Source organism: Cytobacillus sp. FSL R7-0696 (genome assembly GCF_038006865.1).
Classification (GTDB): Bacteria; Bacillota; Bacilli; order Bacillales; family Cytobacillaceae; genus Cytobacillus; species Cytobacillus kochii.
In genome coordinates this window covers 1,495,837-1,521,263 of sequence record NZ_JBBOWA010000001.1, presented here as the reverse complement: position 1 = coordinate 1,521,263, position 25,427 = coordinate 1,495,837, and the positions used below count along the sequence as shown (strand labels likewise).

General features: G+C 40.5%; 16 protein-coding genes, 4 tRNA genes, 3 rRNA genes and 1 pseudogene. 18 read left to right on the top strand and 6 right to left on the bottom strand.

What is annotated here, in order from left to right; translation table 11 throughout:
• Positions 1 to 72 precede the first annotated feature (72 nt).
• Complete coding sequence (locus MKX29_RS07975) at positions 73 to 2,034, top strand: TRAP transporter permease (protein ID WP_341104975.1); 1,962 nt, start codon at positions 73 to 75, stop codon at positions 2,032 to 2,034.
• 58 nt (positions 2,035 to 2,092) lie between these two features.
• On the opposite strand, the pseudogene MKX29_RS07970 reads toward MKX29_RS07975, so the two are convergent.
• The 3 genes and pseudogenes from MKX29_RS07970 to MKX29_RS07960 all read right to left on the bottom strand — a co-directional run bounded on the left by MKX29_RS07970 (position 2,093) and on the right by MKX29_RS07960 (position 5,417).
• Positions 2,093 to 3,082 (bottom strand): annotated as a pseudogene (locus MKX29_RS07970) (zinc-dependent alcohol dehydrogenase family protein).
• Between the two features lie 155 nt (positions 3,083 to 3,237).
• On the bottom strand, positions 3,238 to 3,624 hold the full coding sequence (blaI, locus tag MKX29_RS07965) for a penicillinase repressor BlaI (protein WP_224938738.1): 387 nt from the start codon (positions 3,622 to 3,624) through the stop codon (positions 3,238 to 3,240).
• Positions 3,624 to 5,417 carry a BlaR1 family beta-lactam sensor/signal transducer gene (locus tag MKX29_RS07960; RefSeq protein ID WP_341104973.1) on the bottom strand — a complete coding sequence of 598 codons (1,794 nt, stop codon included), beginning with the start codon at positions 5,415 to 5,417 and terminating at the stop codon, positions 3,624 to 3,626. Before MKX29_RS07960 ends, blaI begins: the two co-directional genes overlap by 1 nt.
• A gap of 114 nt (positions 5,418 to 5,531) precedes the next feature.
• Between MKX29_RS07960 and bla the strand changes: the two genes are divergently transcribed.
• On the top strand, positions 5,532 to 6,419 hold the full coding sequence (bla, locus tag MKX29_RS07955; protein WP_341104971.1) for a class A beta-lactamase: 888 nt from the start codon (positions 5,532 to 5,534) through the stop codon (positions 6,417 to 6,419).
• Positions 6,420 to 6,582: 163 nt separating this feature from the next.
• On the opposite strand, the gene MKX29_RS07950 is transcribed toward bla, so the two are convergent.
• Positions 6,583 to 7,320, bottom strand: coding sequence for an SDR family NAD(P)-dependent oxidoreductase (locus MKX29_RS07950; RefSeq protein WP_289432581.1), 738 nt, complete (start codon positions 7,318 to 7,320; stop codon positions 6,583 to 6,585).
• Positions 7,321 to 7,503: 183 nt separating this feature from the next.
• On the opposite strand from MKX29_RS07950, the gene MKX29_RS07945 reads away from it, so the two are divergent.
• The 7 genes from MKX29_RS07945 (at position 7,504) to MKX29_RS07915 (ending at position 17,103) form a co-directional block, all read left to right on the top strand.
• Positions 7,504 to 8,103 carry a TetR/AcrR family transcriptional regulator gene (locus MKX29_RS07945; RefSeq protein WP_095371086.1) on the top strand — a complete coding sequence of 200 codons (600 nt, stop codon included), beginning with the start codon at positions 7,504 to 7,506 and terminating at the stop codon, positions 8,101 to 8,103.
• Positions 8,104 to 8,385: 282 nt separating this feature from the next.
• Entirely contained in the window at positions 8,386 to 9,573 is a 1,188-nt protein-coding gene (locus MKX29_RS07940) for a DUF4317 domain-containing protein (protein WP_224938742.1), read from the top strand.
• Positions 9,574 to 10,375: 802 nt separating this feature from the next.
• Positions 10,376 to 13,051: a YhgE/Pip domain-containing protein gene (locus MKX29_RS07935; protein ID WP_341104967.1), complete on the top strand. Its 2,676-nt coding sequence runs from the start codon at positions 10,376 to 10,378 to the stop codon at positions 13,049 to 13,051.
• Positions 13,052 to 13,713: 662 nt separating this feature from the next.
• A complete protein-coding gene (gene proC, locus MKX29_RS07930) occupies positions 13,714 to 14,550 on the top strand; it encodes a pyrroline-5-carboxylate reductase (protein ID WP_095371082.1) in 837 nt (278 codons plus the stop codon).
• A gap of 90 nt (positions 14,551 to 14,640) precedes the next feature.
• A complete protein-coding gene (locus MKX29_RS07925; protein WP_224938744.1) occupies positions 14,641 to 15,084 on the top strand; it encodes a DUF2521 family protein in 444 nt (147 codons plus the stop codon).
• A gap of 64 nt (positions 15,085 to 15,148) precedes the next feature.
• On the top strand, positions 15,149 to 15,868 hold the full coding sequence (cwlD, locus tag MKX29_RS07920) for an N-acetylmuramoyl-L-alanine amidase CwlD (RefSeq protein ID WP_341104964.1): 720 nt from the start codon (positions 15,149 to 15,151) through the stop codon (positions 15,866 to 15,868).
• A 185-nt stretch (positions 15,869 to 16,053) separates the two neighbouring features.
• Positions 16,054 to 17,103 carry an Mrp/NBP35 family ATP-binding protein gene (locus tag MKX29_RS07915; protein WP_224938746.1) on the top strand — a complete coding sequence of 350 codons (1,050 nt, stop codon included), beginning with the start codon at positions 16,054 to 16,056 and terminating at the stop codon, positions 17,101 to 17,103.
• Between the two features lie 43 nt (positions 17,104 to 17,146).
• Here MKX29_RS07915 and gerD read toward each other — a convergent pair whose 3' ends face one another.
• Positions 17,147 to 17,803 (bottom strand): spore germination lipoprotein GerD, encoded by a 657-nt coding sequence (gene gerD / locus MKX29_RS07910; RefSeq protein WP_289432583.1) that lies wholly within the window; start codon positions 17,801 to 17,803, stop codon positions 17,147 to 17,149.
• Between the two features lie 148 nt (positions 17,804 to 17,951).
• Here gerD and MKX29_RS07905 point away from each other — a divergent pair, with 148 nt between their 5' ends.
• Positions 17,952 to 18,593 carry a KinB-signaling pathway activation protein gene (locus MKX29_RS07905; protein WP_251163218.1) on the top strand — a complete coding sequence of 214 codons (642 nt, stop codon included), beginning with the start codon at positions 17,952 to 17,954 and terminating at the stop codon, positions 18,591 to 18,593.
• 19 nt (positions 18,594 to 18,612) lie between these two features.
• On the opposite strand, the gene pdaB is transcribed toward MKX29_RS07905, so the two are convergent.
• Positions 18,613 to 19,365, bottom strand: a complete 753-nt coding sequence (gene pdaB, locus MKX29_RS07900) for a polysaccharide deacetylase family sporulation protein PdaB (protein ID WP_224938749.1) — start codon at positions 19,363 to 19,365, stop codon at positions 18,613 to 18,615.
• 137 nt (positions 19,366 to 19,502) lie between these two features.
• On the opposite strand from pdaB, the gene MKX29_RS07895 reads away from it, so the two are divergent.
• The 8 genes from MKX29_RS07895 to MKX29_RS07860 all read left to right on the top strand — a co-directional run bounded on the left by MKX29_RS07895 (position 19,503) and on the right by MKX29_RS07860 (position 25,411).
• On the top strand, positions 19,503 to 19,742 hold the full coding sequence (locus MKX29_RS07895; protein ID WP_251163220.1) for a hypothetical protein: 240 nt from the start codon (positions 19,503 to 19,505) through the stop codon (positions 19,740 to 19,742).
• A 251-nt stretch (positions 19,743 to 19,993) separates the two neighbouring features.
• A 16S ribosomal RNA gene (locus MKX29_RS07890) occupies positions 19,994 to 21,542 on the top strand.
• Between the two features lie 326 nt (positions 21,543 to 21,868).
• Positions 21,869 to 24,801: ribosomal RNA gene (locus MKX29_RS07885) — 23S ribosomal RNA — on the top strand.
• A gap of 116 nt (positions 24,802 to 24,917) precedes the next feature.
• Positions 24,918 to 25,034 (top strand): 5S ribosomal RNA (rrf, locus tag MKX29_RS07880).
• The 16S, 23S and 5S rRNA genes sit together here with 4 tRNA genes alongside, the layout of an rRNA operon.
• Before the next feature lie 19 nt (positions 25,035 to 25,053).
• Positions 25,054 to 25,128, top strand: a tRNA-Asn gene (locus MKX29_RS07875).
• Positions 25,129 to 25,159: 31 nt separating this feature from the next.
• Positions 25,160 to 25,232, top strand: a tRNA-Thr gene (locus MKX29_RS07870).
• A gap of 24 nt (positions 25,233 to 25,256) precedes the next feature.
• Positions 25,257 to 25,331 (top strand) — tRNA-Glu (locus tag MKX29_RS07865).
• Positions 25,332 to 25,335: 4 nt separating this feature from the next.
• Positions 25,336 to 25,411 (top strand) — tRNA-Val (locus MKX29_RS07860).
• Positions 25,412 to 25,427: the final 16 nt, after the last annotated feature.

Here is a 25,427-nt window from a genome sequence, read left to right as displayed (position 1 = left end):
AAGAACATGTGTAAAGGGGGCTGGACATCATGCTGTCCAGCCTTTTTATTCTTTCGAAGGCGGTGAATGATTATGTCTCAAGTAACAGTTAATGATTCTGAAGACATATTAAAAAAATATGATAAAGAATCAAACTTTCGAACGAACTTACATAAGTGGGCGTGGATTGTTACGATTCTGGCAATCTCCTTAACTTTATTCCAACTGTATACAGCGCTAAAGGGCCCTTATGTCACTTTAATTCAAGGGGCGGTTCATTTAGCAGGTGGGCTCTCCATTATTTTTATCTTATATCCTTTCAAAAGTTCAATGGTCAAAAAGAAAGGAGTCCCTTGGTATGATGGAGTACTGGCTTTATTAAGTTTAACTGTTAATTTTTATATCGTGTTTGAATATGAACGTTTAATTAGTAATCAAGTCAAAATTTTAGGATATTCTACGCTTGATATTATTGTTGCCACTTTAGGTGTTGTATTAGTATTAGAAGCAACTCGCCGAGCGGTAGGTTTACCGATTGTTATTATTGCCATTGTCGCCTTACTGTATGGCCTATTGGGATATGTGTTTCCTATCCAAGCATTTCAACATTCGGGTTTTACCTTTGATCGATTGATGACAAGTATGTTTTTTAATACAGAGGCTATATTTGGCACACCGCTAAGAATTTCCTCTACGTTCATTTTTCTGTTCTTATTTTTTGGTGTGATGTTGACTAAAACGGGCATTGGGAAATTCTTTAATGACTTAGCTTTTAGTGCAACTGGTAGGATGACAGGAGGAACAGCCAAGGCAGCTGTAGCAGCAAGTGGATTACAAGGAATGGTGACGGGTTCTTCTGTTGCAAATACAGTGAGTTCGGGGTCTTTTACCATTCCGATGATGAAGCGGGCAGGGTTTAAGCCGGAATTTGCCGCTGCGACTGAGGCATCAGCGTCGACGGGTGGGCAAATTATGCCGCCAGTTATGGGAGCAGCAGCTTTTATTATGGCGAGTAATACGGGAACAGCTTATAAAGAAATTATCATTATTGCATTAATTCCTGCTATTTTATATTTTTTAGGCGTATTTTTAGGGGCTCACTTTGAAGCAAAAAAACAAGGTATTCATGGGTTGCCTAAAGACCAATTGCCACCATTTAAAGGGATTGCTAAAAGATTAGATCTCCTAGCTCCTTTATTCGTAATCATTGGTTTACTATATTTAGGTTATACTGCGAACACTGCTGCTCTATGGGGAATTGCGACAGCCTTTATTGTCAGCTTATTTAGGAAAGATACAAGAATGAGTCCTAAAGCGATTTTGGATGTTTTAGAACAAGGTGCACGCGTGGCTCTGCCAGTTATTGCGGCATGTGCTACTGCAGGTATCATTGCGGGGATTGTTACGATGACAGGGCTCGGAGGAAAGATTACGGGAGGTATAATTGAACTTTCTGGAGGGAGCTTCTTCCTTACATTATTTTTCACGATGATTGCTTGCTTATTGCTAGGTATGGGTTTACCAACAACCGCTAACTATGTGGTTACAGCAGCATTAGCAGCACCAGCTCTTATGTCATTTGATGTACCATTGATTGCAGCTCATTTCTTTGTTTTCTATTTTGGTATCGTTGCTGATATTACGCCACCTGTATGTTTAGCTGCATACGCGGGTGCAGGAATAGCAAAAGCCAATCCGATGAAAGCGGGTGTGGTCGCCTTCAAGCTATCGATAGCGGCATTCATTATTCCATACGTCTTCGTGTCTAATCCGGTATTATTGTTACAGGGTGATTGGACGTGGGGTAGTTTATTACCAGTATTGATAACAGCTGTTTTGGGAATGGTTGCCATCAGTGCATCCTTAATGAATTTCTTTGTCGCGAAGATGAATATAATAGAAAGAATCATACTATTCGCTTCTGGCATTGCGATGGCTTATCCAAACAATTTATTGGTATCTATTAGTGGCTTTGTCGTATTGATTATATTGGGACTTATTCAACATATGAGAAATAATAAAAATACAAGTAGTCCTTCAAGTGCATTGTCATAATGAAAAGAGTCGAATGAACGTTGTTGTTCATCCGACTCTTTTTTAGGTTCAATACTTATCAGTTGGTTAGAAAAACCTTTCCTTTCCGATATCGATAAGACTCTACAAAATTGACTGCTTCTTTTACTTTGATCAAGTCGAATTGAGCATCTGCATTCTGGAGTTTTATCTTTTTATTAGTGATTAAGGTTATCAGTTGATTAAATGTTTCTTGCCAAGTACTTATCGAAACTCTATTATTCCAATGTCGTAAATGAAATATTTTGGCGTTTACTTTTGCCTTATTTATGATTTGTGCCCAGTCTACTTGAATTCCTGATAATAGTCCTATAGTTAAAAAGGTTCCAGTCGGGTGAACGCTAAATGCTAAATTAGTGCCTGAGGGACCTCCTATAGAATCAATGGCTGCTTTGGCTCCGAGTCCATTGGTTAATTCCATCACTGTTTCATGCAATGGATTGACAGAGGTGTTAATAACATAAGAAGCACCGAGGCTTAGTAAATCTTTTGTGTATTTCTCATTTCTTGTTACAGCTATTAACCGGAAGCCTATTACTTTAGATAATTGAGCAAAAATATGCCCAATAGAAGAACCACATGCGTTTACCAATAAGACATCATTTGGCCTTAATTTTAATTCTTCCACACATATCACCCAGGCTGTTATTGGGTTTATATACATCTGAGCAGCTGTAAAGTCATCAATAGAATCCGGTATCGGCACGGTAAAGTCTGCTGTTGTTTTCACAAACTCCTGCCAAGTACCTTCACCTCGTAAAGGTAAGACACGCTTACCAATAAGGTCTTGAGATACTAATGGACCAACCTCCTCTACAATACCTACGCCCTCATAACCAGGAATATTAGGTAACGGAATACGGTGAGAATATGCACCTTTAATGGGAATTTAATCAGAAGGGTTCATTGGTCTTGCTATCATACGGACAAGCACTTCATTATCCTTAGGAGTGTGGACACTTTTATATTCAATTTTTAGTACGTCTTCGGGATTACCAAATTCATAGAACTTAATAGACTTTGCTTCCAAAACAGTAAGTCTCCTTTTAAATTATTTCCATCATCTTAACTGTTTAATGCGGCTAATAATCATTCAGACACTATTATTATCATGGCGTATTTGAAAATAAAAGACACCAGAAACGCCAAAATTGTAGGACGGGTTTCTAGTGTCTTCATCCTTCCCTATTCCTTCCCTTCAGGCTTCTCATTCAATATCGAACGCAGTTCCTTGATGTCTTTGTCTGATAGTTTTTCATCTTGGATAAAGTGGACGAGCATGGATTTGAGTGTGCCGCCGTAGATGCGTTGGATGAATGATTGTGTTTCTGCCTTTTGGCACTCTTCTTGGGAGTAGAGTGGGGAAAAGGTGTACACTTTTTGGCTCTTGTCGACAGCTACGACGGACTTTTGGACGAGACGGTCAAGCAGTGTTCTGATGGTCTTTGGTTTCCAATCAGTGTGCTTTTGTAATGATTGGATGATATCGTTAGCTGTTCGCGGTGAGTGATCCCAAAGGACATTCATGATGGCCCATTCGGATTCTGAGATATTCGGTAATGTTTCCCCCATTATTGTGCCTCCTTGCTTTCGTAAATCCCTAATTCTTTCAAAATATCTCTCGTGATTTGTATTGCCTTTTGCCCATCTGGTTCTCCTTCGTCTTGAATATTTGTGGCAAAGAAGTAGGTAGTTTGCTTTGTATCGACGTAACCTATAAACCAACCGTTTTTGTTTAGACCATTAATGGTTCCTGTGCCTGTTTTTCCATATAAGCGGTAACCTGTGTGGCTTTCAATTAATAGTGCATCTTGCACCTTGGCTGTATGCTCCTTTTTAAACCCTAATTGATGATGATAAAAAGATTGCAAGAGCTCGACTTGTTCAACTGGTGAAATCTTCAAGGACGATTCATTCCAAAAGTCCTTTGCGCCTCCCGAAGTATCGGCATTGCCATAATGTATACGTTGAAGTTTTGTTTGTAACCCTTCCTCACCAGTCATTGTATCCAAGCGTTGGAAATACCAATTTACTGAGTTTTGTAGAGCAGAAGTTAAGTTGTGATCTTGATTCCAAGCCGTAAAAGGTTGGTTTCTGCCATCCCATGAAAGGGTGGAAGCTTCCTCCGTAATGTACCCTGCATCTAATGCAAATAAAGCACTATAGATTTTATAAGTAGAATCAGGTGAGATCCGCTTCATACTTTTCTCGCGGTTATGAAGGACGTATTGATTTTTCGCTTCATCATAAAGGACGAAACTTCCTTCAAATCCTTGAAAGAAGGGTGAGAGATTTCGCTCGATGATGCTCTCGTTTTGAAAGTCATATGTCTCTTCTGCTCCGATTTCGAGTGCAGCTACGAAAGGTAGTTGAGCAATTAAGATAAAAAGAGTTAAAGCATAGAAGCATACTGTTTTTTTAATTGAGTATGCTTTTTTTGTACGAAAAGCAGCAATACGCTCGATTCGTTCTTTCATTTGTCGTTTGCCACTCGTGAATTCTGCGGTTAGTGGTAGCTTCCTTTGCATTGTAGATGCGAAATTAATCATTGTATGCCCATAACCAACGACAGCTTTGTCATGATAGAGTAACTGTAAAACTGCCTCATCACAAGCCATTTCTCTATCGGCTTTCATTCTTTTTGAGGCAATCCAGATGAGCGGGTTGAACCAGTATATGACCTGGAAGAAAATCATCACATAGTTTGTAAGTAAATCTTTATTTTTATAATGACTTAACTCATGTAGGAAGATATTTTCATAGTCCGTCATGGTTAACCAGCTTTGCTCTTTTTTGGGGATGACAACGACACTATGAAAAAGGCCAAAAATGAGTGGTGAGTGAGTCTCGGTTGAATAGCGGACATCGATAGTCCTTTTAATTCCTAGTCTTTTTTTGCATGATAGAAAAAGAGCTTCAATATTTGGGTCTTCAACTGGTAGTGTTTGAGCCTTTAACCTTTTAAGTGCGAAAAAGCTAATCAAAAGTAAAGATAGTAACACAAACACGCCGAGTAGCCATAGAATCATGAGTGGTACATTTAAGAAAGAAAAATCAATCCTTTGAACCGAAACAGAGAAATCTTTAATAAATTCGTTTGTCATTACACCTTGGTTTTCTTCACTTGCTAAAGTTGTCCCTTCCTTTTGTAATTCCGGCATTTGCGGTTGTGCGGAAAACAAAGAAGGTAATGGTATAGGGCATAAAGGAATGAGCAGTGTTAGGAAAAGCAATATCCACAAGTGGTTAAGTGATTGTGCTTTCATTTGGTTTTTCATCCAATTACGTATAAGTAGGATGGTAAGGATTGAAAAAGTGGAAATGATCAACCCGTTGAGAAAGAAGCTTATAAAGATCTCGCCCACCTCCTTTTTTATAAAAAAAGTTTGACAATTACGATTACATATGTAATATTGTACTACAGATGTAATCAGACTACAAATGTAATCTGATATTAAATTTTAGGGAGTGGTTTATAGATGAAAAAAATGATTGTTGGTTTATTTGTAGCTATGTTATTACTCGTCGGTTGTTCTAAAGAAAATGAAGTGAATGGTGGGGAAGTGAAGGCAGAGGATGTGTCGTCTGCCAAGTTTGCTCAGTTAGAAGAAAAGTATGGTGCTAAATTAGGTGTATACGCTATTGATACGGGTAATGAAGAAACGGTTGCCTATCAAGAAGACGAACGGTTTGCGTATGCCTCGACATTTAAGGCGTTAGCGGGTGCCGTTTTATTAAAGGAAAACCCGATATCAATCTTAGATGGAAAAAGAATGTACACAAAAGAAGACCTTGTTACCTATTCACCGATTACAGAAAAATATGTCGATGAAGGAATGACATTAAGGGAGATTGCGAAAGCAGCTATGCAGTATAGCGATAATACAGCGGGAAATTTATTGTTTGCAGAATTAGGTGGACCAGATCAGCTTGAGAAAGCATTAAGAGCAATTGGTGATGATGTGACAGAGATGGACCGGTTGGAGACAGAATTAAATGAAGCAACTCCTGGGGATACGAGAGATACTAGTACCCCTAAAGCATTGGCGACAAATTTAAGAATGCTTGGATTAACGGATGAATTATCGGAAGAAAAAAGAGAAATTTTTCAGGAGTGGTTCAAAGGAAATACAACTGGTGATACCTTAATTAAATCAGGAGTACCGACAGATTGGATTGTTGGTGATAAAAGTGGTGCCGCATCATATGGCACAAGGAATGATATCGCGATTGTATGGCCACCTAATGATGAACCAATTGTGATTGCCATATTGTCGAATAAGCAGGAAAAAGAAGCCGAATATGATGATCAATTGATTGGAGAAGCAACCGAGATTGTGCTTGAAACATTGACTCAAGCGAATTGAGATAAAAAAATGTTATTGGGAATAAACAAGCCTAGGTAAAATTAATTGTTCATAGCTGTTAAAGTAGATGACTGCTTAAAATATGGATATTTCTGTCACTGCATCCTCTTAAAAGAACCCATTCTGACCATAAGTCAAAATGGGTTCCTTACTTTATTTATAATTATTGTGCTGTGTATCCACCATCAATGATTAGGCTGTTACCAGTCATGAAAGAAGAATCATCGCTAGCCATAAATAATACTGCTTTTGCCATTTCTTCTGGTTTACCTAAACGATTCATTGGTGTAGCAGCAGTTAAACCTTGTCTATCTGTTTCTCCAAGAATTGGTGTATCGATAAACCCTGGGCAAAGTGCATTTACACGGATATTTCGTGCTGCATACTCTAAGCCAAGCGAACGAGTTAAGTTCACGACACCTGCTTTGGCAGCGTTATATGCCGCACTTCCAGGTGAGCCAACCCAACCATACATAGAAGCTGTATTGACAATCACACCGCTTCCTGTTTTTAAGAATTCTTTAATAGCAGCTTGTGCAACTAAGAATACCCCATCTAAGTCCACTTCTACTGTTTTTCTCCACTCTGCATAGCTTAACTCTTCAGTTGGTTTTACCGCGCCAATTCCCGCATTATTAAATAAAATATCTACTTTACCGAAAGTATCTAATGCTGTAGTAAAGATATTTTTAACTTCTACTTCACTTGTTACATCAGCTTTAAGGAAAACCGCTTCTGCACCTTGTGATTTTAATTCAGCTTCAAAACTAGCACCTTTTTCTTCGTTCATATCAACAAGGACTAATTTTGCCCCTTCTGAAGCAAATAATTTTGCAGTTGCAGCACCGATACCAGATACTCCCCCAGTAATAACAGCTACTTTATCTTGTAGTTTGCTCATGTTTCTTCCCCCTATTATAATGAATGTGTCAATACACTTAATTGAAAGTGTTTACAAATAAATTATAATACGATGATGAATAGGTTCAATCAGCAATAAAATTGTAATTGTGTATTCCTTAGACATATTAGGTATAATTGTCTATACATCAGCAAAATTTTGTTGCATAAGGAGAAGGAGCGAATGCAAAACAATTGGTCTACCCCAAGAAGAGATCGGACGAAGATGCACCTTCAACAGGCTCTGATTGCCTTAACGAAAGAAAAGGGCTTCCATTCTGTTTCTGTCAAAGATATCGTGCAGTATGCAAAGTATAATCGAAGTACGTTCTATGTTCACTATAAAGATAAATTTGAATTAGCCGATGACCTCTTGTCCACCAATCTAGCGGCGTTAGAGGAATCTTTTGAGAGGCCGTTTAAACTTAAGAGAGAGGTTAGTACAAACCTATTGGATAATAGGTATTTTCATATTATCTCATCCATTTATAACAATCGGGAATTTTATGATTTAATCAACTACGTCGACACCATTCCCGAACTGCATACGAGGTTTCCACAAACAATACTTACGATATATCAGGAGAAGTTTGAATTTAAAACAATTAATGATCTCCCGGTTAATATGGATTACTTTAAGCGCTACACAGCATATGGATTTTACGGTTTATTAGCCAATTGGATTAATACAGGCTTTCAGATATCAAAAGAAGAATTGATTAAAGAAATTATCATACTATCTCAGGCGCATATGGCGTCGGTCAAATATATAGATAAACATTAAAAGTGGCAAGAAAAGTAGTTTCTTCTATTACAAGCTTGTTCGGCTATTTTCCTCATGGACCACTTTTTAATTCTTCATCATGTTCAATGCTTCACAATCGGTTTATAGTTCTAGTATAACCACTTGTGCACATTTTCACAAACTAATTTTAATTGATATTCGTTTGGAAACAATCTATGGAGTTAAGTCATCCATTAGCCCATTTAATTATGTTAAAATGAAAAGATAAAATTCAGTTGATTGATCCATGGTTTGCATAATGAATTAAGGGAGAATCCATTTTTGAATAAAAAAGATATAGCTGACTTTAAAAAACAATTTAAGATGAATAATGATTTATTAAAGATTAAAGATATTTTTAATGTTTATATAATGAAAGAATCTAGTGAAGTTTATCACCATCAAAGCACGCCATTTGAAATGCTTGAACAAGAACAGCAGGACCTTTTCTTAACCAATTTTAAAAAAGTACTGACAGGCCAGTTGGATCAGAAGTTGTTTGAATTGAAATTCCAGCGAAATATAGAGAATAGTAGCCAACTGATACTTCATCAAGCGATACTTACGAATGATACGGATGAATGGAAAGAGCATATGTTGGATCTTGTGGAAAAGATGTTGAAGGATAAACAGTACGAAATGGATATTGTTGTTACGTTTATACATGGTGAATATTTAAAGCCTACGAAGCGGAGTAACGAAGAGACCGAAGAAAGCAGCCGAGATGCGGTTTACGCCAATCCTTTTATCTTATGTAGTATTAACAAGACGATAGATCCCAAAAAGGAGCTACTGTTTGACTATGTGGAGAAAGAATTCAAGTATCACTTTGTCGTAGATCCTGTTATCAATTTGAAAGTACCAGTTGGCGGATTTCTATTTCCTAGCTTTACTGATCATGCTGCAGATGTGAATCATGTACTCTATTCAGCAGGAAAAGCCTATGAGCTGGATTATCATTTCATTGAAGAAGTATTAAATGCTGAAGAAGCTATGACAGCACAAGACGATAAGATTGTGTTTGAGGAAATTGTAAAGGATGTTGCAGGCAACCAGATTAATACGTCGATACTTGCCAATGTATTCGATGAAATCCAACGAGTGGTGGAAGAGAATGAAGAGCCTGATGCCCCGAAACTGGACTATCGCGATGTGGAGAAGGTTCTAACGACTAGCGGTGTGCAGGATGTCGATCGCCAAAAGGTAGAATCAGCTTTCAAAAAGGTAATTGACGATGAAAATTATGAGCTGAAAGCAACCAGTATTGTGCCGAAGTATACGTCTAAGTCAATTAAAATCAAAACAAAAGTAGCAGATATTTCTGTTTGCCCGCAGGATTTGCGCTATGTCCGTCAAATGCATGTGGATGGCAAGCTTTGTCTAATGATTGAAGTGGAGGAAAACACAGTGATAGAAGGCTTTGAAATGATTCCAGAAGCAATATTTAATAAAGTAAAAGATGAAGAATAAAGAAAGATTTATCCCATTAAGTATTTGATAAGAATGGATATAAAAATTAACCGCCTTAGCCCAAATATAAGGCGGTTAAGCGTGATTTACCGGTAAATTGACACGAGATATGACCTATCCACCCTCCTCATTTTAAATAGATTCCCCAAAATGCCTGTATTACATTGGCATACTTTTCGAATATGCGATTAGATAGATATAGTCCATTCAGTTCCACTTTTACTTTATTCCTTGAATATATTTTTTAAAATATGAGCCGAAGGATTCCGTGGCTTAACAGAGTCCAAAGCAAGTGATGTTTATAGGGCAAGGGTACGACTTGTGTATATTTTTCTGCTGCAGCATGCAACATTGGATAATATAATAGGGTTAATTCCACTATTCTTTTAAAATGAGTATAAAAACCATATAAAATAATCCAAACTAATAGAAGGTAAAGAACCCTAATCATTCGGATGCATCTGATATCATTATCCCAACCACTGATTGATGTGACATTTACAAAAAGAAACCCACTCTCTATTTTTAAATCCAATTTCAATCGTATCATTAATTTGTTAGGAGTGGTTTCTTAAATGTCAAATGCTTTCATCTGGCGTTGGTAAAAAGTCTTTATATGCTTTTCTTCCTTTAATAATATTTACGTACCGATTATTGCCCCTTTTTAAAGCGACGTTTTCTCGATAAGCAACCATTAATTTTTAATTTTAAATTTCCAGTGACTTTTAAATGGAAACTTCCAAAAGGATGTTGTATTCTTATAGGTATTGAATTGGGGTTTTCTGTTATTAGAAGGCCCATCATGAATAAGGAAGGTGGAAGATTGAAGCAGATTTTCAGCATTGTCAGGCAGGATCTTAGGAATTTACGCAGGGTACCGTTAGTTGCGTTGCTACTAATCGGATTAGCCTTTTTGCCGTCATTGTATGCATGGTTTAATATTGCTGCATCGTGGGATCCATATAGCGAGACGAGTCAAATTAAGGTAGCAATTGTCAATGAAGATAGTGGCACAGAGCTTGAAGGGAAAGAAATGAATATAGGCCAAGAGCTCGTTGATCAATTAAAAGATAATGATCAAATGGGTTGGACCTTTGTGAATAGGCAGGTAGCTGAAGAAGGAGTAAGAGATGGTGATTATTATGCTGCGGTCTATATTGACGAGGATTTTTCGAAACAATTAACAAGTGTGGTGGATGGTGAACCAGAGGCACCGGAAGTCAGGTATGAGGTAAATGAAAAATTAAATGCGATTGCACCAAAGATGACATCTGCAGGCGCTTCCGCATTAGTTGAACAGATCAGTGAGAATTTCTTAGCCGAAGCATCAAAAGCCCTATTCACGGAATTTAACAATATCGGTATTAAGTTAGAGGAAGAACTACCGACCATTCTTAAAGTGGAGAATAATATATTTGCATTAGAAGAACGATTTCCGGAGTTAAATGAACTAGGTGAAAAGATTGTCACGTTAAATGAAGACTGGCCAGGAATGAAGGAAACGATCACAAAAGTAATTGCCTTGGAAGAGAAATTTCCTGAATTAAATCAAGGGGCACAGCAAATACTCACATTAGAAGAAAAGCTTCCGCTCATTAATCAATTAGGTGATCAAGTATTGACATTAGAAGAGCGGTTACCAGAAATTGAAGAGGCAGCAGAGCGATTATCAGAAGCAAGTCAGCAGTTTGGAGAAGTATCAGATCAGTTAAATCGAGCGTTGAAAGGTGTGCAAACAGCGCAAGAGGTGATTGATCGTGTGCAGGAAGCTTTACCGAAGGCCAATCAAATGGCAGCTGATGCTGAAGAATATGTTAAAAGTCTAAATAGCTTTTTATCAGCAAATGAAGGGGCAATTGAGCCCATATTAGATGTTATTACTCAAAATGCAGTTATCATTGAAAATACGGCCAATTCCATTGACCAAGTACTTAAACAACTCGAAAATGACCAAATGAACAATTCGGTCAATCAAACGATTAAAGATTTACAGCAACAATTGCAGACAAATATTACATCAGTTAATCATGCGATTGATATGTTTACGGCGTTAAATCAAAACGGTCAATTTACAACTGTGATTGATTCATTAACACAATTATCACAGCAGTTAACAGCACTTAATGATTCCCTAGCACAAGCGGGCTCAGGTGAGTTATCAAAAGAGCAAATCCAAGTACTTAGGAAACAGGCTCAAGATACCGCCGCTCAAGCGGGTAGACTTGTTGGTTTTATGAACAATGGTGGAAAGCAAGAGATCTTAAATGGCATGCAACAATTGAATGAGACAGCACAAAAAGCTGCGGGCGATTTAGAGAAAATTCAACAAGACATGCCGAATATAGAAGAAGTGCTGACAAATGCAGAAGGAATTGCTGAGACAGGTGAAGCACAGCTCAATCAAATCATTGCTGACTTACCGGCAATCGAGGAGAAAATAGGTGAAATCGTTGCAAAAATTGAGACGGATTTACCCAAAGCAGTTGATGCCGTTCATAAGGCAAGCGACTTTATTCGAAATGACCTCCCAGGTGTGGAAGAAAAAGTTCATCAAGCAAGTAACTTTGTCCGTAATGACCTCCCTAAAATTGAGTCAGAATTCTCGCGAATAGCGGGCTTAGTGAATGAAAACCTTCCTGAGGTGGAAAAAGGACTTTCTGAAGTTACCGCGTTCATTCAAGGGAATCTTCCTGCGCTTGAGGATTCGGTCCATAAAGCAGCCGATGATATTCGAGATTTTAAGGCAAATAATGATTTGGGAGAAATCATTGCGTTATTAAAAAATGATATTCAAAAAGAAAGTGAATTCTTTAAAGAGCCGGTAAAGCTTGTTGAGGATCAATTATATCCAATCCCGAATTACGGTTCAGCGAATACACCCTTTTATACCGTGTTATGTTTATGGGTAGGTGCACTGTTATTAGCGAACTTATTAAAAACAGATGTCCACCCAAAAGATATGAAAGAGGAGTATTCTATTCGTCATGTTTACCTTGGCAGGCTTGTACTCTTTTTAATCGTTGGCTTTCTACAAGGGTTAATTGTGAGTGTTGGTGATCTTCTGATTCTTGGAACTTACGCAGCAAACCCGGTTTGGTTTGTGATATTTACTGTCATTATTGCGATGATGTTTATGACAATGGTCTATACGATTGTCTCAATCTTTGGCAATATTGGTAAGGCGTTAGCGATTATACTCATGGTATTGCAATTATCAGGTGCAGGCGGTACTTTCCCGATTCAAGTTGCACCAGCATTTTTCCAAGCGATTAATCCATTCTTACCATTTACACATGCGATTAATATTCTGAGAGAAGCGGTTGGAGGCATTGTCCCTCATGTCGTCTGGATGAGTTTTCTATACTTATTTCTCTTTTTCGTAGCCTCTTTAATCTTAGGGCTTGTACTAAAAAAACCATTAACGCCTTGGTTAAAGAAGACAGCGGAGAAATCTCGTTCTAGTCGATTAGTTGATTAATATAGAGCTTTTTGTCACTTATCGTGGCGAAAAGCTTTTTTTTGGTGATGTATCATCAAATTTTTTCGATAATTTAATCTACGGTACAGTGTTTGTTGGTGGCGATAATTTAAAGGGAGTGGGGGGCAGATCTTTTTGTGATGTTGGTAATTTTAGAGAATTCGCTCTGTTTGAAAATGTGAAGGGGTACATGGTTACAAGCAAAGGGATAAGTAGCGCAAAACAGATTTGGACGTTCCTTAGTGGAAACGTAAATGTTTAGCAGTTCTTTTCGGATGATGTGGCTTATACCTATCATCGTTATAAAATCTGAGTAGTTCTCCTCATCCGTTTTACTTCGTCTTTTCCATTGTTTGTGGCTTTGTGACGCCAAAAATAAAAGAATAATTTAACATGAAGCTACTATTGAAGTATGTGCAGATGGTTGTCCTTACTTTACAACAGAGATGAAAACACGATATTCAAGATTGAGCCTGCATACAGACCGTTGAGCGAGGTTAGAGGACATCAGGATTTGAATGGTAACGCTTTCTTTCACTATCTCGCTCATATGCTTATGACTTAATCGTTAACCCTTGATTCTAAATAGTGACATGTTAAGATAGATAACGTTGAAAAAAGTACGGAAACGAAGACACAACTTTTAAGGAGTGTTTGTGTAAATGTTAGAGAATAAGACAGTGGCTTTTTTTGGTGCAGGTTCAATGGCGGAGTCAATGATTTCAGGAATGATTCATGCGGAGAAGGTACCAGCACAGCAAATTTATGTAACGAATAAATTCAATGGGGATCGGTTGACAGAAATAAAGGAAAGATACGGTGTTCATACGATGCTACAAAAGGATTTACCGTATGAAGAGGTTGATTATTTTATTATGGCAATGAAACCTTATGGCGCAGAAGAAGCCCTTGCCTTTTTAAAAGATAAAATCAGACCCGATCAAGTGGTTGTTTCTGTATTAGCAGGTATTTCTACTTCATATATGGAAGAGAAGCTAAATGATGAGCAGCAAGTCATTCGGGTGATGCCAAATACATCTAGTATGATTCAAGAATCGGCTACAGCGATGTCTCTCGGTTCTTATACACAGAAGCGACATGAAAGAGATGTGAAAGATTTACTTGCTTGCATGGGAGAAGTATTTATCATTGAAGAAGAGCAGATGGATGTTTTCACAGGTCTTGCAGGGAGTGGCCCTGCCTACTTCTACTATCTAATGGAAGAGATGGAGAAGGTGGGTGTAGAACAAGGATTAGAGGCCAAAAAAGCACGGAAAATTATTGCTCAAACGATTTATGGAGCAGCAAAAATGGTTCTGGAAAAAGGCGAAGCACCGATTGTTTTACGTGAGAGAGTGACCTCACCTAATGGTACAACTCATTCAGGTGTTGAAGCATTGAAAGCTCATCACGGCGGAGAAGCGATTTCCGAAGCTGTTCAACATGCTGCTGCACGTTCGAAGGAAATTAGAGAAGAGTTAGAAAAAGTAGCACATTAATATAGTGGAAAAATTGGCAGCGGAAATCACCGCTGCTTTTTGTATGCCTCTATCCAGGAAGTTAAAGAATAGAGATAGAGGTGAAAACAAGTGACACTTATTACAACATTTGAAGATAAGCGGCGAGAGAAGCAGTTAAAATATGAAAAATCAGTGCTAAAGGAGATCTCAGTAAAGGATCTGAAAGAACAAGTCAAGCACTTATTCGGATCATCTCGTTTGTTAACAGGTTTAATGAACCATGCGGGAATAGAGGAAGCTTGCTATGATATGGCGATCGAAGCGTATCTTTTAGGCGCACATTATAGTCATTTTGGTACTAGTGGTGAGACGGCTACTACTGTACAACATAGATGTAAAGGGGATCTTACGCATTTTACGAATACTCTGTATCATTTTTTCTTATATTGGGCGCAAAATGAAGAAGGGGCTTATAGTGAATCCCTAATCTACAGTTGTGAACAGTATATCTATAGTTGGTGGATGGAAGGGTTTGAAAATGGTCGAAAAAGGCATAAATTAAGACTGCATTAAATCGTTCTAATCATTCTCCTTGTCCCATATATATATTTTGAGGACGAGCGGGGAGTGGTAATCGGTGAAGAAGAAATTAAAAGTAATTGGTTTTTTAACTGGACTGGCTATTTTATTCTTTATTTTGCAATATGACTTTTCTGAAGATGATTCCTGGAACGCTTGGAATCTTCCTTTATCCGGAAAGGTTATCCTTCTTGACCCTGGTCATGGCGGTCCGGATGGTGGAGCAGATAATGGAAATGTCTTGGAGAAAGATATTGCCCTAGAAGTTTCTTTGAAGCTACGTGATTACCTTCAAGAACAAGGAGCCGTGGTGATGATGACACGAGAAGGTGATAGGGACTTAGCCGCAGAAGATACTAAAGGCTATAGCAGGCGAAAAGTAGAGGATTTGAAAAAGCGCTTAAATATGATTAACCATAGTGATGCTGATTTTTACGTAAGTGTACATTTGAATTCGATCCCTTCTCCTAAATGGAGAGGAGCACAAACCTTTTTTGCTTCTCATATAGATGGAAATGCACGAGCGGCTAAATTTATCCAAGATGAACTCATCGCTAACTTAGAAAATACGACAAGACGGGCGAAGGAATTAGAAAATGTCTATATTCTTGATCATTCAAAAAAACCAGGTGTCCTTGTAGAAGTAGGCTTCCTATCTAATCAGAACGAGCGGACCTTACTACAAAGTGACGATTATCAAAATAAAATAGCAGCCTCCATTTACAATGGTATAATGCGCCATTACTCTAATGAGAAAGAGATTGTGATTGAAGATTAAACGCGGACAAAGATTTGTTCGTGTTTTTATTTTCTGAAAACCCCTTCGTGTAAAATATAAACATTTATACAAATAGATCTTTAAGATATTTTAGGCATTGTATAAAGACTGATATTCTAATATGTGTTAGAATGACAATTAGAGTTATTCTAATGAAGAAACGATTTTAAAGGGGTGTAGGATAGATGATTACTGAACAAAAAGTAAGAGAAGCCATTGAGGGCTTACAAGAACCTTTTTTACATAAAACACTCGGGGAACTTCAAGCGATTGAAGAGATTAAAGTAAAAGAGGAGAAGGCTCACGTCAGTGTGAAAATATTGATCGCCAAGACTGCAACAGCTGAACAATTACAATTGCAAACGGAGATTGTGAATCGAATTAAAGCAGCGGGTGCAGAATCCGTGGGTATCCGTTTTAATGAACTACCGGCTGAAACACTAGAAAAACATAGACAAGCAATGCCTGAAGAAGATAAGGGTCTACTATCAGCGAATAGTAAAACGAAATTTATTGCTATTGCTAGTGGCAAAGGCGGCGTTGGGAAATCAACAGTATCTGTCAATATGGCTGTCGCTCTTGCTAGGCAAGGAAAGAAAGTCGGTCTAGTAGATGCAGATATTTATGGGTTCAGTGTCCCTGATATGATGGGTATTATGAAGCGTCCTGTAGTAAGAGGTGAGCGCATAATTCCTGTTGAACGTTTTGGTGTTAAGGTTATTTCTATGGGCTTCTTTGTAGAAGATAATGCACCAATTATTTGGAGAGGTCCAATGCTTGGTAAAATGCTTAATAGCTTCTTTAATGAAGTAGAGTGGGGAGATCTTGATTATCTTCTATTAGATTTACCACCAGGAACAGGTGATGTGGCGCTAGATGTTCATACAATGCTTCCATCATGTAAGGAAATCATCGTAACTACGCCTCACCCTACGGCAGCTTTTGTTGCCGCTCGTGCTGGTGCGATGGCTATTCGTACTGAACATGAAATCTTAGGTGTAATTGAAAACATGGCTTTCTTTGAAAGTAAAGTTACAGGTGAAAAAGAGTATGTCTTCGGTCATGGTGGCGGAGAAAAACTGGCAGAAGAACTAAGAACAGAGGTAATTGGTCAATTACCACTGCAACAGCCTGATTGGAGCGAAGAAGATTTCGCACCATCTATTTACGACGCAGATCATCGTTTAGGAAAAATCTATACAGAAATTGCACAACAAGTAATTGAAAAAGCATAATAAGAAAGCATTTGGATGTTAAGTCCAAATGCTTTTTATATTTTTATTCTTCTCCAGAACCTTCTTGGCCGCCACTATCTTGGCCGCCTTCTCCTTCACCGCCTTGTTCACCACCACCACCTTCGCTACTACTGCCGCCACCTTCTTTACCTGATTTACCTGATTGTGATTCTTCGGCCGCTTTCATAAGAACGTCCTGTAATTTTGCCTTAAAGAGCGGGCTTTCAAAGGTTTCAGTAATGACTGTTTGCAAATGAGCTCTAAATTCTTGGCTTTTCATCACTTCTGTTAATTTTTTCTCCATTTCAGGATCCTTTAGAATGTCCATCATCATTTTTTGATAATCTGGATCCTTCATTAAGTCCTTGAGTAACTCCTCATTCTCTGATTTCATGCTTTTAGCCATTGTTTCAGCAAACGCTGGGTCTTCAAATGACTTTTTCCAAAACTCTGTGCCTTTTTCAGATGTCAGAGTACTCTCGATTGTCTCTGTCACCATATTTTGGTCCATCACTAGTTGCTGTTTTATTTTTTCATCAGCCATTAAGTCTTGTAATGCTTGTTTTCCGTCATCCGTTTTTAGTATATCTACAATCATTTTCTTTGTTTGATCATAGTCCATGTGCTCACTACCTGATTGCGAACATGCTGTTAAGGTTAGAATGAGGAGCAATGGAATAATAAAAAGGCTTTTTTTCATGTTAAACTGCCTCCTAAAATAAATATCCCGTACTAATAGAATGAAGAAAATCGGTCAATATTATGCGTAAATTGCGGATTGCCTAGATTTTTCAAGTAAAGATTTGGTACAATCATTAAGTGATAATAACGTTATGGGGGAAAAGGAATTGACTAGCCGTGCTTGGATCAAATTTTTTATAACCACATTACTTGTCGGTGGCGTTGCAACAGGGGTTATTGGTTTTGTCGTGCGTTGGGATGAATTTTCTCATTTATTTACCAATTTTGATGGGTTGGAAATACTATCTGTTCTTTTTTGGTTATTCGGTGTCGGTTTAATTTTTAGTATTATTAGTCAAATGGGATTTTTCGCATATTTAACAGTCCATCGTTTTGGGTTGGGTATTTTTAAGTCTCATCAATTATGGAATGCTGTGCAAATTGTGTTGGTTTTATTTGTGCTATTTGATTTAGTGTACTTCCGTTATAAAGCTTTTGCGGATGCAGGAGATAGTATTCTTCCTTATTTAGGACTTGCAGGTTTTGTTTTAATAGCCGGTGTAATTATTGCGGCCTTGAAAGTAATCACTACGAATAAACATGCTTTTGTGCCAGCGTTGTTCTTTATGGTGGTCGTGACAACGATTGAATGGGTGCCGGTATTAAGAGTAAACGAAGAAAGCTGGTTATGGTTAATGGTTCTACCTTTAATCATTTGTAATGCTTATCAATTACTCGTGTTACCAAAATATAATGCAGAATCTGCCCGTCAAAGAGAAAGATTGGAAGCAAAAAAGTCGTCTGTTTAACCAGACGACTTTTTGCTGTTTAATTAATTTCTTCTGCCGTTGCATTGGCATTGGCCATCATTTCTGAAATGGTTACTAGCTCAAGCTGTTCCTTTTTGAACCCGTTTAAAATAGAGGGCAATGCTTTGGATGTTTGTTTCACTGAATCAGATGCATGCATCAATACGATTTCTCCATTTTCAGCTTCGAGTACTTTTTGAATAATTTTATCTGTACCTGGATTTGTCCAGTCTTTAGAATCTAAACTCCAATGCACAACTGTATAGCCTAATTGTTTTGCTGCTGCTAAGGTCTTTTTATCAAAGTGACCAGTTGGAGGCCTCACATATTTAATATCCTTAATATTTAACTTAGCAAACGCGGTTTGTGCTCTAGCTAAATCTTGTCTGATTTTATCTTCTTCTAGCTCTGTATAGTCTTCGTAATTATAACCAAGTATACCGATTTCATATCCAGATTTAGCAATTCGTTCGACAATATCAGGGTGGCTCTCAGCCCATGAGCCTGATAAGAAAAATGTAGCAGAAGTGACTTTTTCTTTCTTTAATAAGTCTAAAATAGGCTCCGCCTTTTCATCTCCCCAACCAATATTAAAAGTGAGAGCTACTCCTTTCTCCCCTTTATATAATGCCTTTGGTGCGTCTTTTGTAGAAAAAACAGGTAAATGAATCGTTGTTTCCATAAACATAAACATTGCTGTGAAAAATGCTGCTACCAAAATTAAAGTCAATTGTTTTAATCTTTTTGCATGAAATACATAAAAGAATTTCATTCTTATTCACCTCGTCCCAATACATCCTTGTCCTATATCTATGCAAAAAAATTAAAAACATGATGAATTTATCATTATAAAAAGAGTGGGGATGGGTAATATAGTGATAGCTTGTCAAAGAGAGGGTGGAACAATCGTTGATCGGGTTATTACTAAATGGAAAAGAGCAACAAGAAATTGAATATTTATTAAAGAGAGAGATGGACGAAATATTGTTCGATTTAGAAGATGAGCGAATTGCAGATGTTGTTAAAGTTGCAATGAAAGAGAAGTATGAGATTCTTTTAAGCTTATTCAAAAGGGTTGTTCCAGCAGATGAATATGCTCATTATAAGTTAAATGAAAAAAAGAATAAAAAAATGAAAAAAAGTCATTGACGTTTTAAAAGATATGGTGTTATTATATTAAAGCAGTCGTTAGTGACATCAACTATTAAAAAGTTTTTAATAAAAAAACAAAAAAGTTGTTGACAAAAACGAGCTTAAATGTTAAATTAATAAAGTCGCTTCTGAAGCGAACGAGATTGTTCTTTGAAAACTGAACGAACGTAAAACGTCAAGCGTAATTCTAAAAAAGCTGATTTATCAGCAACAAAGCACCATAGGTGCAAACGAGCTAATCAAACACTTTATTGGAGAGTTTGATCCTGGCTCAGGACGAACGCTGGCGGCGTGCCTAATACATGCAAGTCGAGCGAATCTGAGGGAGCTTGCTCCCAAAGATTAGCGGCGGACGGGTGAGTAACACGTGGGCAACCTGCCTGTAAGACTGGGATAACTCCGGGAAACCGGGGCTAATACCGGATAATATCTATTTATACATATAATTAGATTGAAAGATGGTTCTGCTATCACTTACAGATGGGCCCGCGGCGCATTAGCTAGTTGGTGAGGTAACGGCTCACCAAGGCGACGATGCGTAGCCGACCTGAGAGGGTGATCGGCCACACTGGGACTGAGACACGGCCCAGACTCCTACGGGAGGCAGCAGTAGGGAATCTTCCGCAATGGACGAAAGTCTGACGGAGCAACGCCGCGTGAGTGATGAAGGTTTTCGGATCGTAAAACTCTGTTGTTAGGGAAGAACAAGTATCGGAGTAACTGCCGGTACCTTGACGGTACCTAACCAGAAAGCCACGGCTAACTACGTGCCAGCAGCCGCGGTAATACGTAGGTGGCAAGCGTTGTCCGGAATTATTGGGCGTAAAGCGCGCGCAGGCGGTTCCTTAAGTCTGATGTGAAAGCCCACGGCTCAACCGTGGAGGGTCATTGGAAACTGGGGAACTTGAGTGCAGAAGAGGAAAGTGGAATTCCAAGTGTAGCGGTGAAATGCGTAGAGATTTGGAGGAACACCAGTGGCGAAGGCGACTTTCTGGTCTGTAACTGACGCTGAGGCGCGAAAGCGTGGGGAGCAAACAGGATTAGATACCCTGGTAGTCCACGCCGTAAACGATGAGTGCTAAGTGTTAGAGGGTTTCCGCCCTTTAGTGCTGCAGCAAACGCATTAAGCACTCCGCCTGGGGAGTACGACCGCAAGGTTGAAACTCAAAGGAATTGACGGGGGCCCGCACAAGCGGTGGAGCATGTGGTTTAATTCGAAGCAACGCGAAGAACCTTACCAGGTCTTGACATCCTCTGACAATCCTAGAGATAGGACTTTCCCCTTCGGGGGACAGAGTGACAGGTGGTGCATGGTTGTCGTCAGCTCGTGTCGTGAGATGTTGGGTTAAGTCCCGCAACGAGCGCAACCCTTGATCTTAGTTGCCAGCATTCAGTTGGGCACTCTAAGGTGACTGCCGGTGACAAACCGGAGGAAGGTGGGGATGACGTCAAATCATCATGCCCCTTATGACCTGGGCTACACACGTGCTACAATGGATGGTACAAAGGGCTGCAAGACCGCGAGGTTTAGCCAATCCCATAAAACCATTCTCAGTTCGGATTGTAGGCTGCAACTCGCCTACATGAAGCCGGAATCGCTAGTAATCGCGGATCAGCATGCCGCGGTGAATACGTTCCCGGGCCTTGTACACACCGCCCGTCACACCACGAGAGTTTGTAACACCCGAAGTCGGTGGGGTAACCTTTTGGAGCCAGCCGCCTAAGGTGGGACAGATGATTGGGGTGAAGTCGTAACAAGGTAGCCGTATCGGAAGGTGCGGCTGGATCACCTCCTTTCTAAGGAATATACGGAATTAACTTGATGTTAGACTGTTCGTTCAGTTTTGAGAGTATAATCTCTCAATTCAATCGTTCTTTGAAAACTAGATAATGTAATGAAGAAGATTACCGAGTAATCGCCACCTTAGTTATTTTTTCTCTCTATTATTATAGATTGATTTAAGATACTAAACTTTTTTTAAAAAACACAACCGTGAGGGTTGTGAGAAGCAAGCAGTTCAAGGAAGCGAGCGAGGAAACACCGGAGTGTGCGTCTTGTGCACATGAGGATGTTGACGAGTGAGCTGACGCCGAAATGCGTAGCTTATCGCAAGCCGAACAATGGTTAAGTTAATAAGGGCGCACGGTGAATGCCTTGGCACTAGGAGCCGATGAAGGACGGGACTAACACCGATATGCTTCGGGGAGCTGTAAGTAAGCTTTGATCCGGAGATTTCCGAATGGGGAAACCCCCTATCCGTTATGGGATAGGATCCATACCTGAATACATAGGGTATGGAAGGCAGACCCGGGGAACTGAAACATCTAAGTACCCGGAGGAAGAGAAAGCAAACGCGATTCCCTGAGTAGCGGCGAGCGAAACGGGATTAGCCCAAACCAAGAGGCTTGCCTCTTGGGGTTGTAGGACATTCTATACGGAGTTACAAAGGAACGAGATAGACGAAGAGGTCTGGAAAGGCCCGCCATAGGAGGTAAAAGCCCTGTAGTTGAAACTTCGTTCCCTCCAGAGTGGATCCTGAGTACGGCGGGACACGAGAAATCCCGTCGGAAGCAGGGAGGACCATCTCCCAAGGCTAAATACTCCCTAGTGACCGATAGTGAACCAGTACCGTGAGGGAAAGGTGAAAAGCACCCCGGAAGGGGAGTGAAAGAGATCCTGAAACCGTGTGCCTACAAGTAGTTAGAGCCCGTTAATGGGTGATAGCGTGCCTTTTGTAGAATGAACCGGCGAGTTACGATTACATGCGAGGTTAAGTTGGACAGACGGAGCCGTAGCGAAAGCGAGTCTGAATAGGGCGAATGAGTATGTGGTCGTAGACCCGAAACCAGGTGATCTACCCATGTCCAGGGTGAAGTCCAGGTAACACTGGATGGAGGCCCGAACCCACGTACGTTGAAAAGTGCGGGGATGAGGTGTGGGTAGCGGAGAAATTCCAATCGAACTTGGAGATAGCTGGTTCTCTCCGAAATAGCTTTAGGGCTAGCCTCATGCGTAAGAATCTTGGAGGTAGAGCACTGTTTGGACTAGGGGCCCTCATCGGGTTACCGAATTCAGACAAACTCCGAATGCCAAAGATTTATCCATGGGAGTCAGACTGCGAGTGATAAGATCCGTAGTCAAGAGGGAAACAGCCCAGACCACCAGCTAAGGTCCCAAAGTATACGTTAAGTGGAAAAGGATGTGGAGTTGCTTAGACAACCAGGATGTTGGCTTAGAAGCAGCCACCATTTAAAGAGTGCGTAATAGCTCACTGGTCGAGTGACTCCGCGCCGAAAATGTACCGGGGCTAAACGTATCACCGAAGCTGTGGATTGAACATCGTTGATGTTCAGTGGTAGGAGAGCGTTCTAAGGGCGTTGAAGCTAGACCGTAAGGACTGGTGGAGCGCTTAGAAGTGAGAATGCCGGTATGAGTAGCGAAAGATGGGTGAGAATCCCATCCACCGAATGCCTAAGGTTTCCTGAGGAAGGCTCGTCCGCTCAGGGTTAGTCGGGACCTAAGCCGAGGCTGAAAAGCGTAGGCGATGGACAACAGGTTGATATTCCTGTACCACCGTATTCTGTTTGAGTGATGGGGGGACGCAGGAGGATAGGGTAAGCGCACGATTGGATGTGCGTCTAAGCAGTTAGAGGGACCATGAGGCAAATCCCATGGTCACATACCTTGAGCTGTGATAGCGAGGGAAATTTAGTACCGAAGTTCTTGATTCCACACTGCCAAGAAAAGCCTCTAGCGAGGAATAAGGTGCCCGTACCGCAAACCGACACAGGTAGGCGAGGAGAGAATCCTAAGGTGAGCGAGAGAACTCTCGTTAAGGAACTCGGCAAAATGACCCCGTAACTTCGGGAGAAGGGGTGCTCATTAGGGTGTTAAAGCCTTGATGAGCCGCAGTGAATAGGCCCAGGCGACTGTTTAGCAAAAACACAGGTCTCTGCGAAGCCGCAAGGCGAAGTATAGGGGCTGACGCCTGCCCGGTGCTGGAAGGTTAAGAGGAGAGGTTAGCTCACGCGAAGCTTTGAATCGAAGCCCCAGTAAACGGCGGCCGTAACTATAACGGTCCTAAGGTAGCGAAATTCCTTGTCGGGTAAGTTCCGACCCGCACGAAAGGCGTAACGATCTGGGCACTGTCTCAACGAGAGACTCGGTGAAATTATAGTACCTGTGAAGATGCAGGTTACCCGCGACAGGACGGAAAGACCCCGTGGAGCTTTACTGTAGCCTGATATTGAATTTTGGTACAGCTTGTACAGGATAGGTAGGAGCCTTAGAAGCCGGAGCGCTAGCTTCGGTGGAGGCGTCGGTGGGATACTACCCTGGCTGTATTGAAATTCTAACCCACATCCCTTATCGGGATGGGAGACAGTGTCAGGTGGGCAGTTTGACTGGGGCGGTCGCCTCCTAAAGAGTAACGGAGGCGCCCAAAGGTTCCCTCAGAATGGTTGGAAATCATTCGTAGAGTGTAAAGGCACAAGGGAGCTTGACTGCGAGACCTACAAGTCGAGCAGGGACGAAAGTCGGGCTTAGTGATCCGGTGGTTCCGCATGGAAGGGCCATCGCTCAACGGATAAAAGCTACCCCGGGGATAACAGGCTTATCTCCCCCAAGAGTCCACATCGACGGGGAGGTTTGGCACCTCGATGTCGGCTCATCGCATCCTGGGGCTGTAGTCGGTCCCAAGGGTTGGGCTGTTCGCCCATTAAAGCGGTACGCGAGCTGGGTTCAGAACGTCGTGAGACAGTTCGGTCCCTATCCGTCGTGGGCGCAGGAAATTTGAGAGGAGCTGTCCTTAGTACGAGAGGACCGGGATGGACGCACCGCTGGTGTACCAGTTGTCTTGCCAAAGGCATCGCTGGGTAGCTATGTGCGGAAGGGATAAGTGCTGAAAGCATCTAAGCATGAAGCCCCCCTCGAGATGAGATTTCCCATAGCGCAAGCTAGTAAGATCCCTGAAAGATGATCAGGTTGATAGGTTAGAGGTGGAAGTGTGGCGACACATGCAGCTGACTAATACTAATCGATCGAGGACTTAACCAAACAGGCGATTACTCAATAAATATCTTCTTCAACATTACCTAGTTTTCAGAGAATGATTTAAAATTTCTCTTGAAATTTTCATAAAAGACGTTATAATAATAAATGTCTTTAATAAGTCCGGTGGCGATAGCGAGAAGGTCACACCCGTTCCCATACCGAACACGGAAGTTAAGCTTCTCAGCGCCGATGGTAGTTAGGGGCTGTCCCCTTGTGAGAGTAGGACGTTGCCGGGCATACATATTATCATATTATTCCGCAGTAGCTCAGTGGTAGAGCATTCGGCTGTTAACCGAACGGTCGTAGGTTCGAATCCTACCTGCGGAGCCATTTTAAACAAAATCAAAGATATTTAGCTGATGCTTCCATAGCTCAGCAGGTAGAGCACTTCCATGGTAAGGAAGAGGTCACCGGTTCGAGCCCGGTTGGAAGCTCTGGTAAGAACTTTAAATATTTTTGGCCCCTTGGTCAAGCGGTTAAGACACCGCCCTTTCACGGCGGTAACACGGGTTCGAATCCCGTAGGGGTCACCATTTTGGAGGATTAGCTCAGCTGGGAGAGCATCTGCCTTACAAGCAGAGGGTCGGCGGTTCGATCCCGTCATCCTCCACCATTTCAATTTACTATAG

Coding starts and splice junctions, on each gene's coding strand:
- MKX29_RS07975 (WP_341104975.1), top strand. CDS start 73: ATGTCTCAAGTAACAGTTAATGATTCTGAAGACATATTAAAAAAATAT.
- blaI (WP_224938738.1), bottom strand. CDS start 3,624: ATGGGGGAAACATTACCGAATATCTCAGAATCCGAATGGGCCATCATG.
- bla (WP_341104971.1), top strand. CDS start 5,532: ATGAAAAAAATGATTGTTGGTTTATTTGTAGCTATGTTATTACTCGTC.
- MKX29_RS07950 (WP_289432581.1), bottom strand. CDS start 7,320: ATGAGCAAACTACAAGATAAAGTAGCTGTTATTACTGGGGGAGTATCT.
- MKX29_RS07945 (WP_095371086.1), top strand. CDS start 7,504: ATGCAAAACAATTGGTCTACCCCAAGAAGAGATCGGACGAAGATGCAC.
- MKX29_RS07935 (WP_341104967.1), top strand. CDS start 10,376: ATGAATAAGGAAGGTGGAAGATTGAAGCAGATTTTCAGCATTGTCAGG.
- proC (WP_095371082.1), top strand. CDS start 13,714: ATGTTAGAGAATAAGACAGTGGCTTTTTTTGGTGCAGGTTCAATGGCG.
- MKX29_RS07915 (WP_224938746.1), top strand. CDS start 16,054: ATGATTACTGAACAAAAAGTAAGAGAAGCCATTGAGGGCTTACAAGAA.
- gerD (WP_289432583.1), bottom strand. CDS start 17,803: ATGAAAAAAAGCCTTTTTATTATTCCATTGCTCCTCATTCTAACCTTA.
- pdaB (WP_224938749.1), bottom strand. CDS start 19,365: ATGAAATTCTTTTATGTATTTCATGCAAAAAGATTAAAACAATTGACT.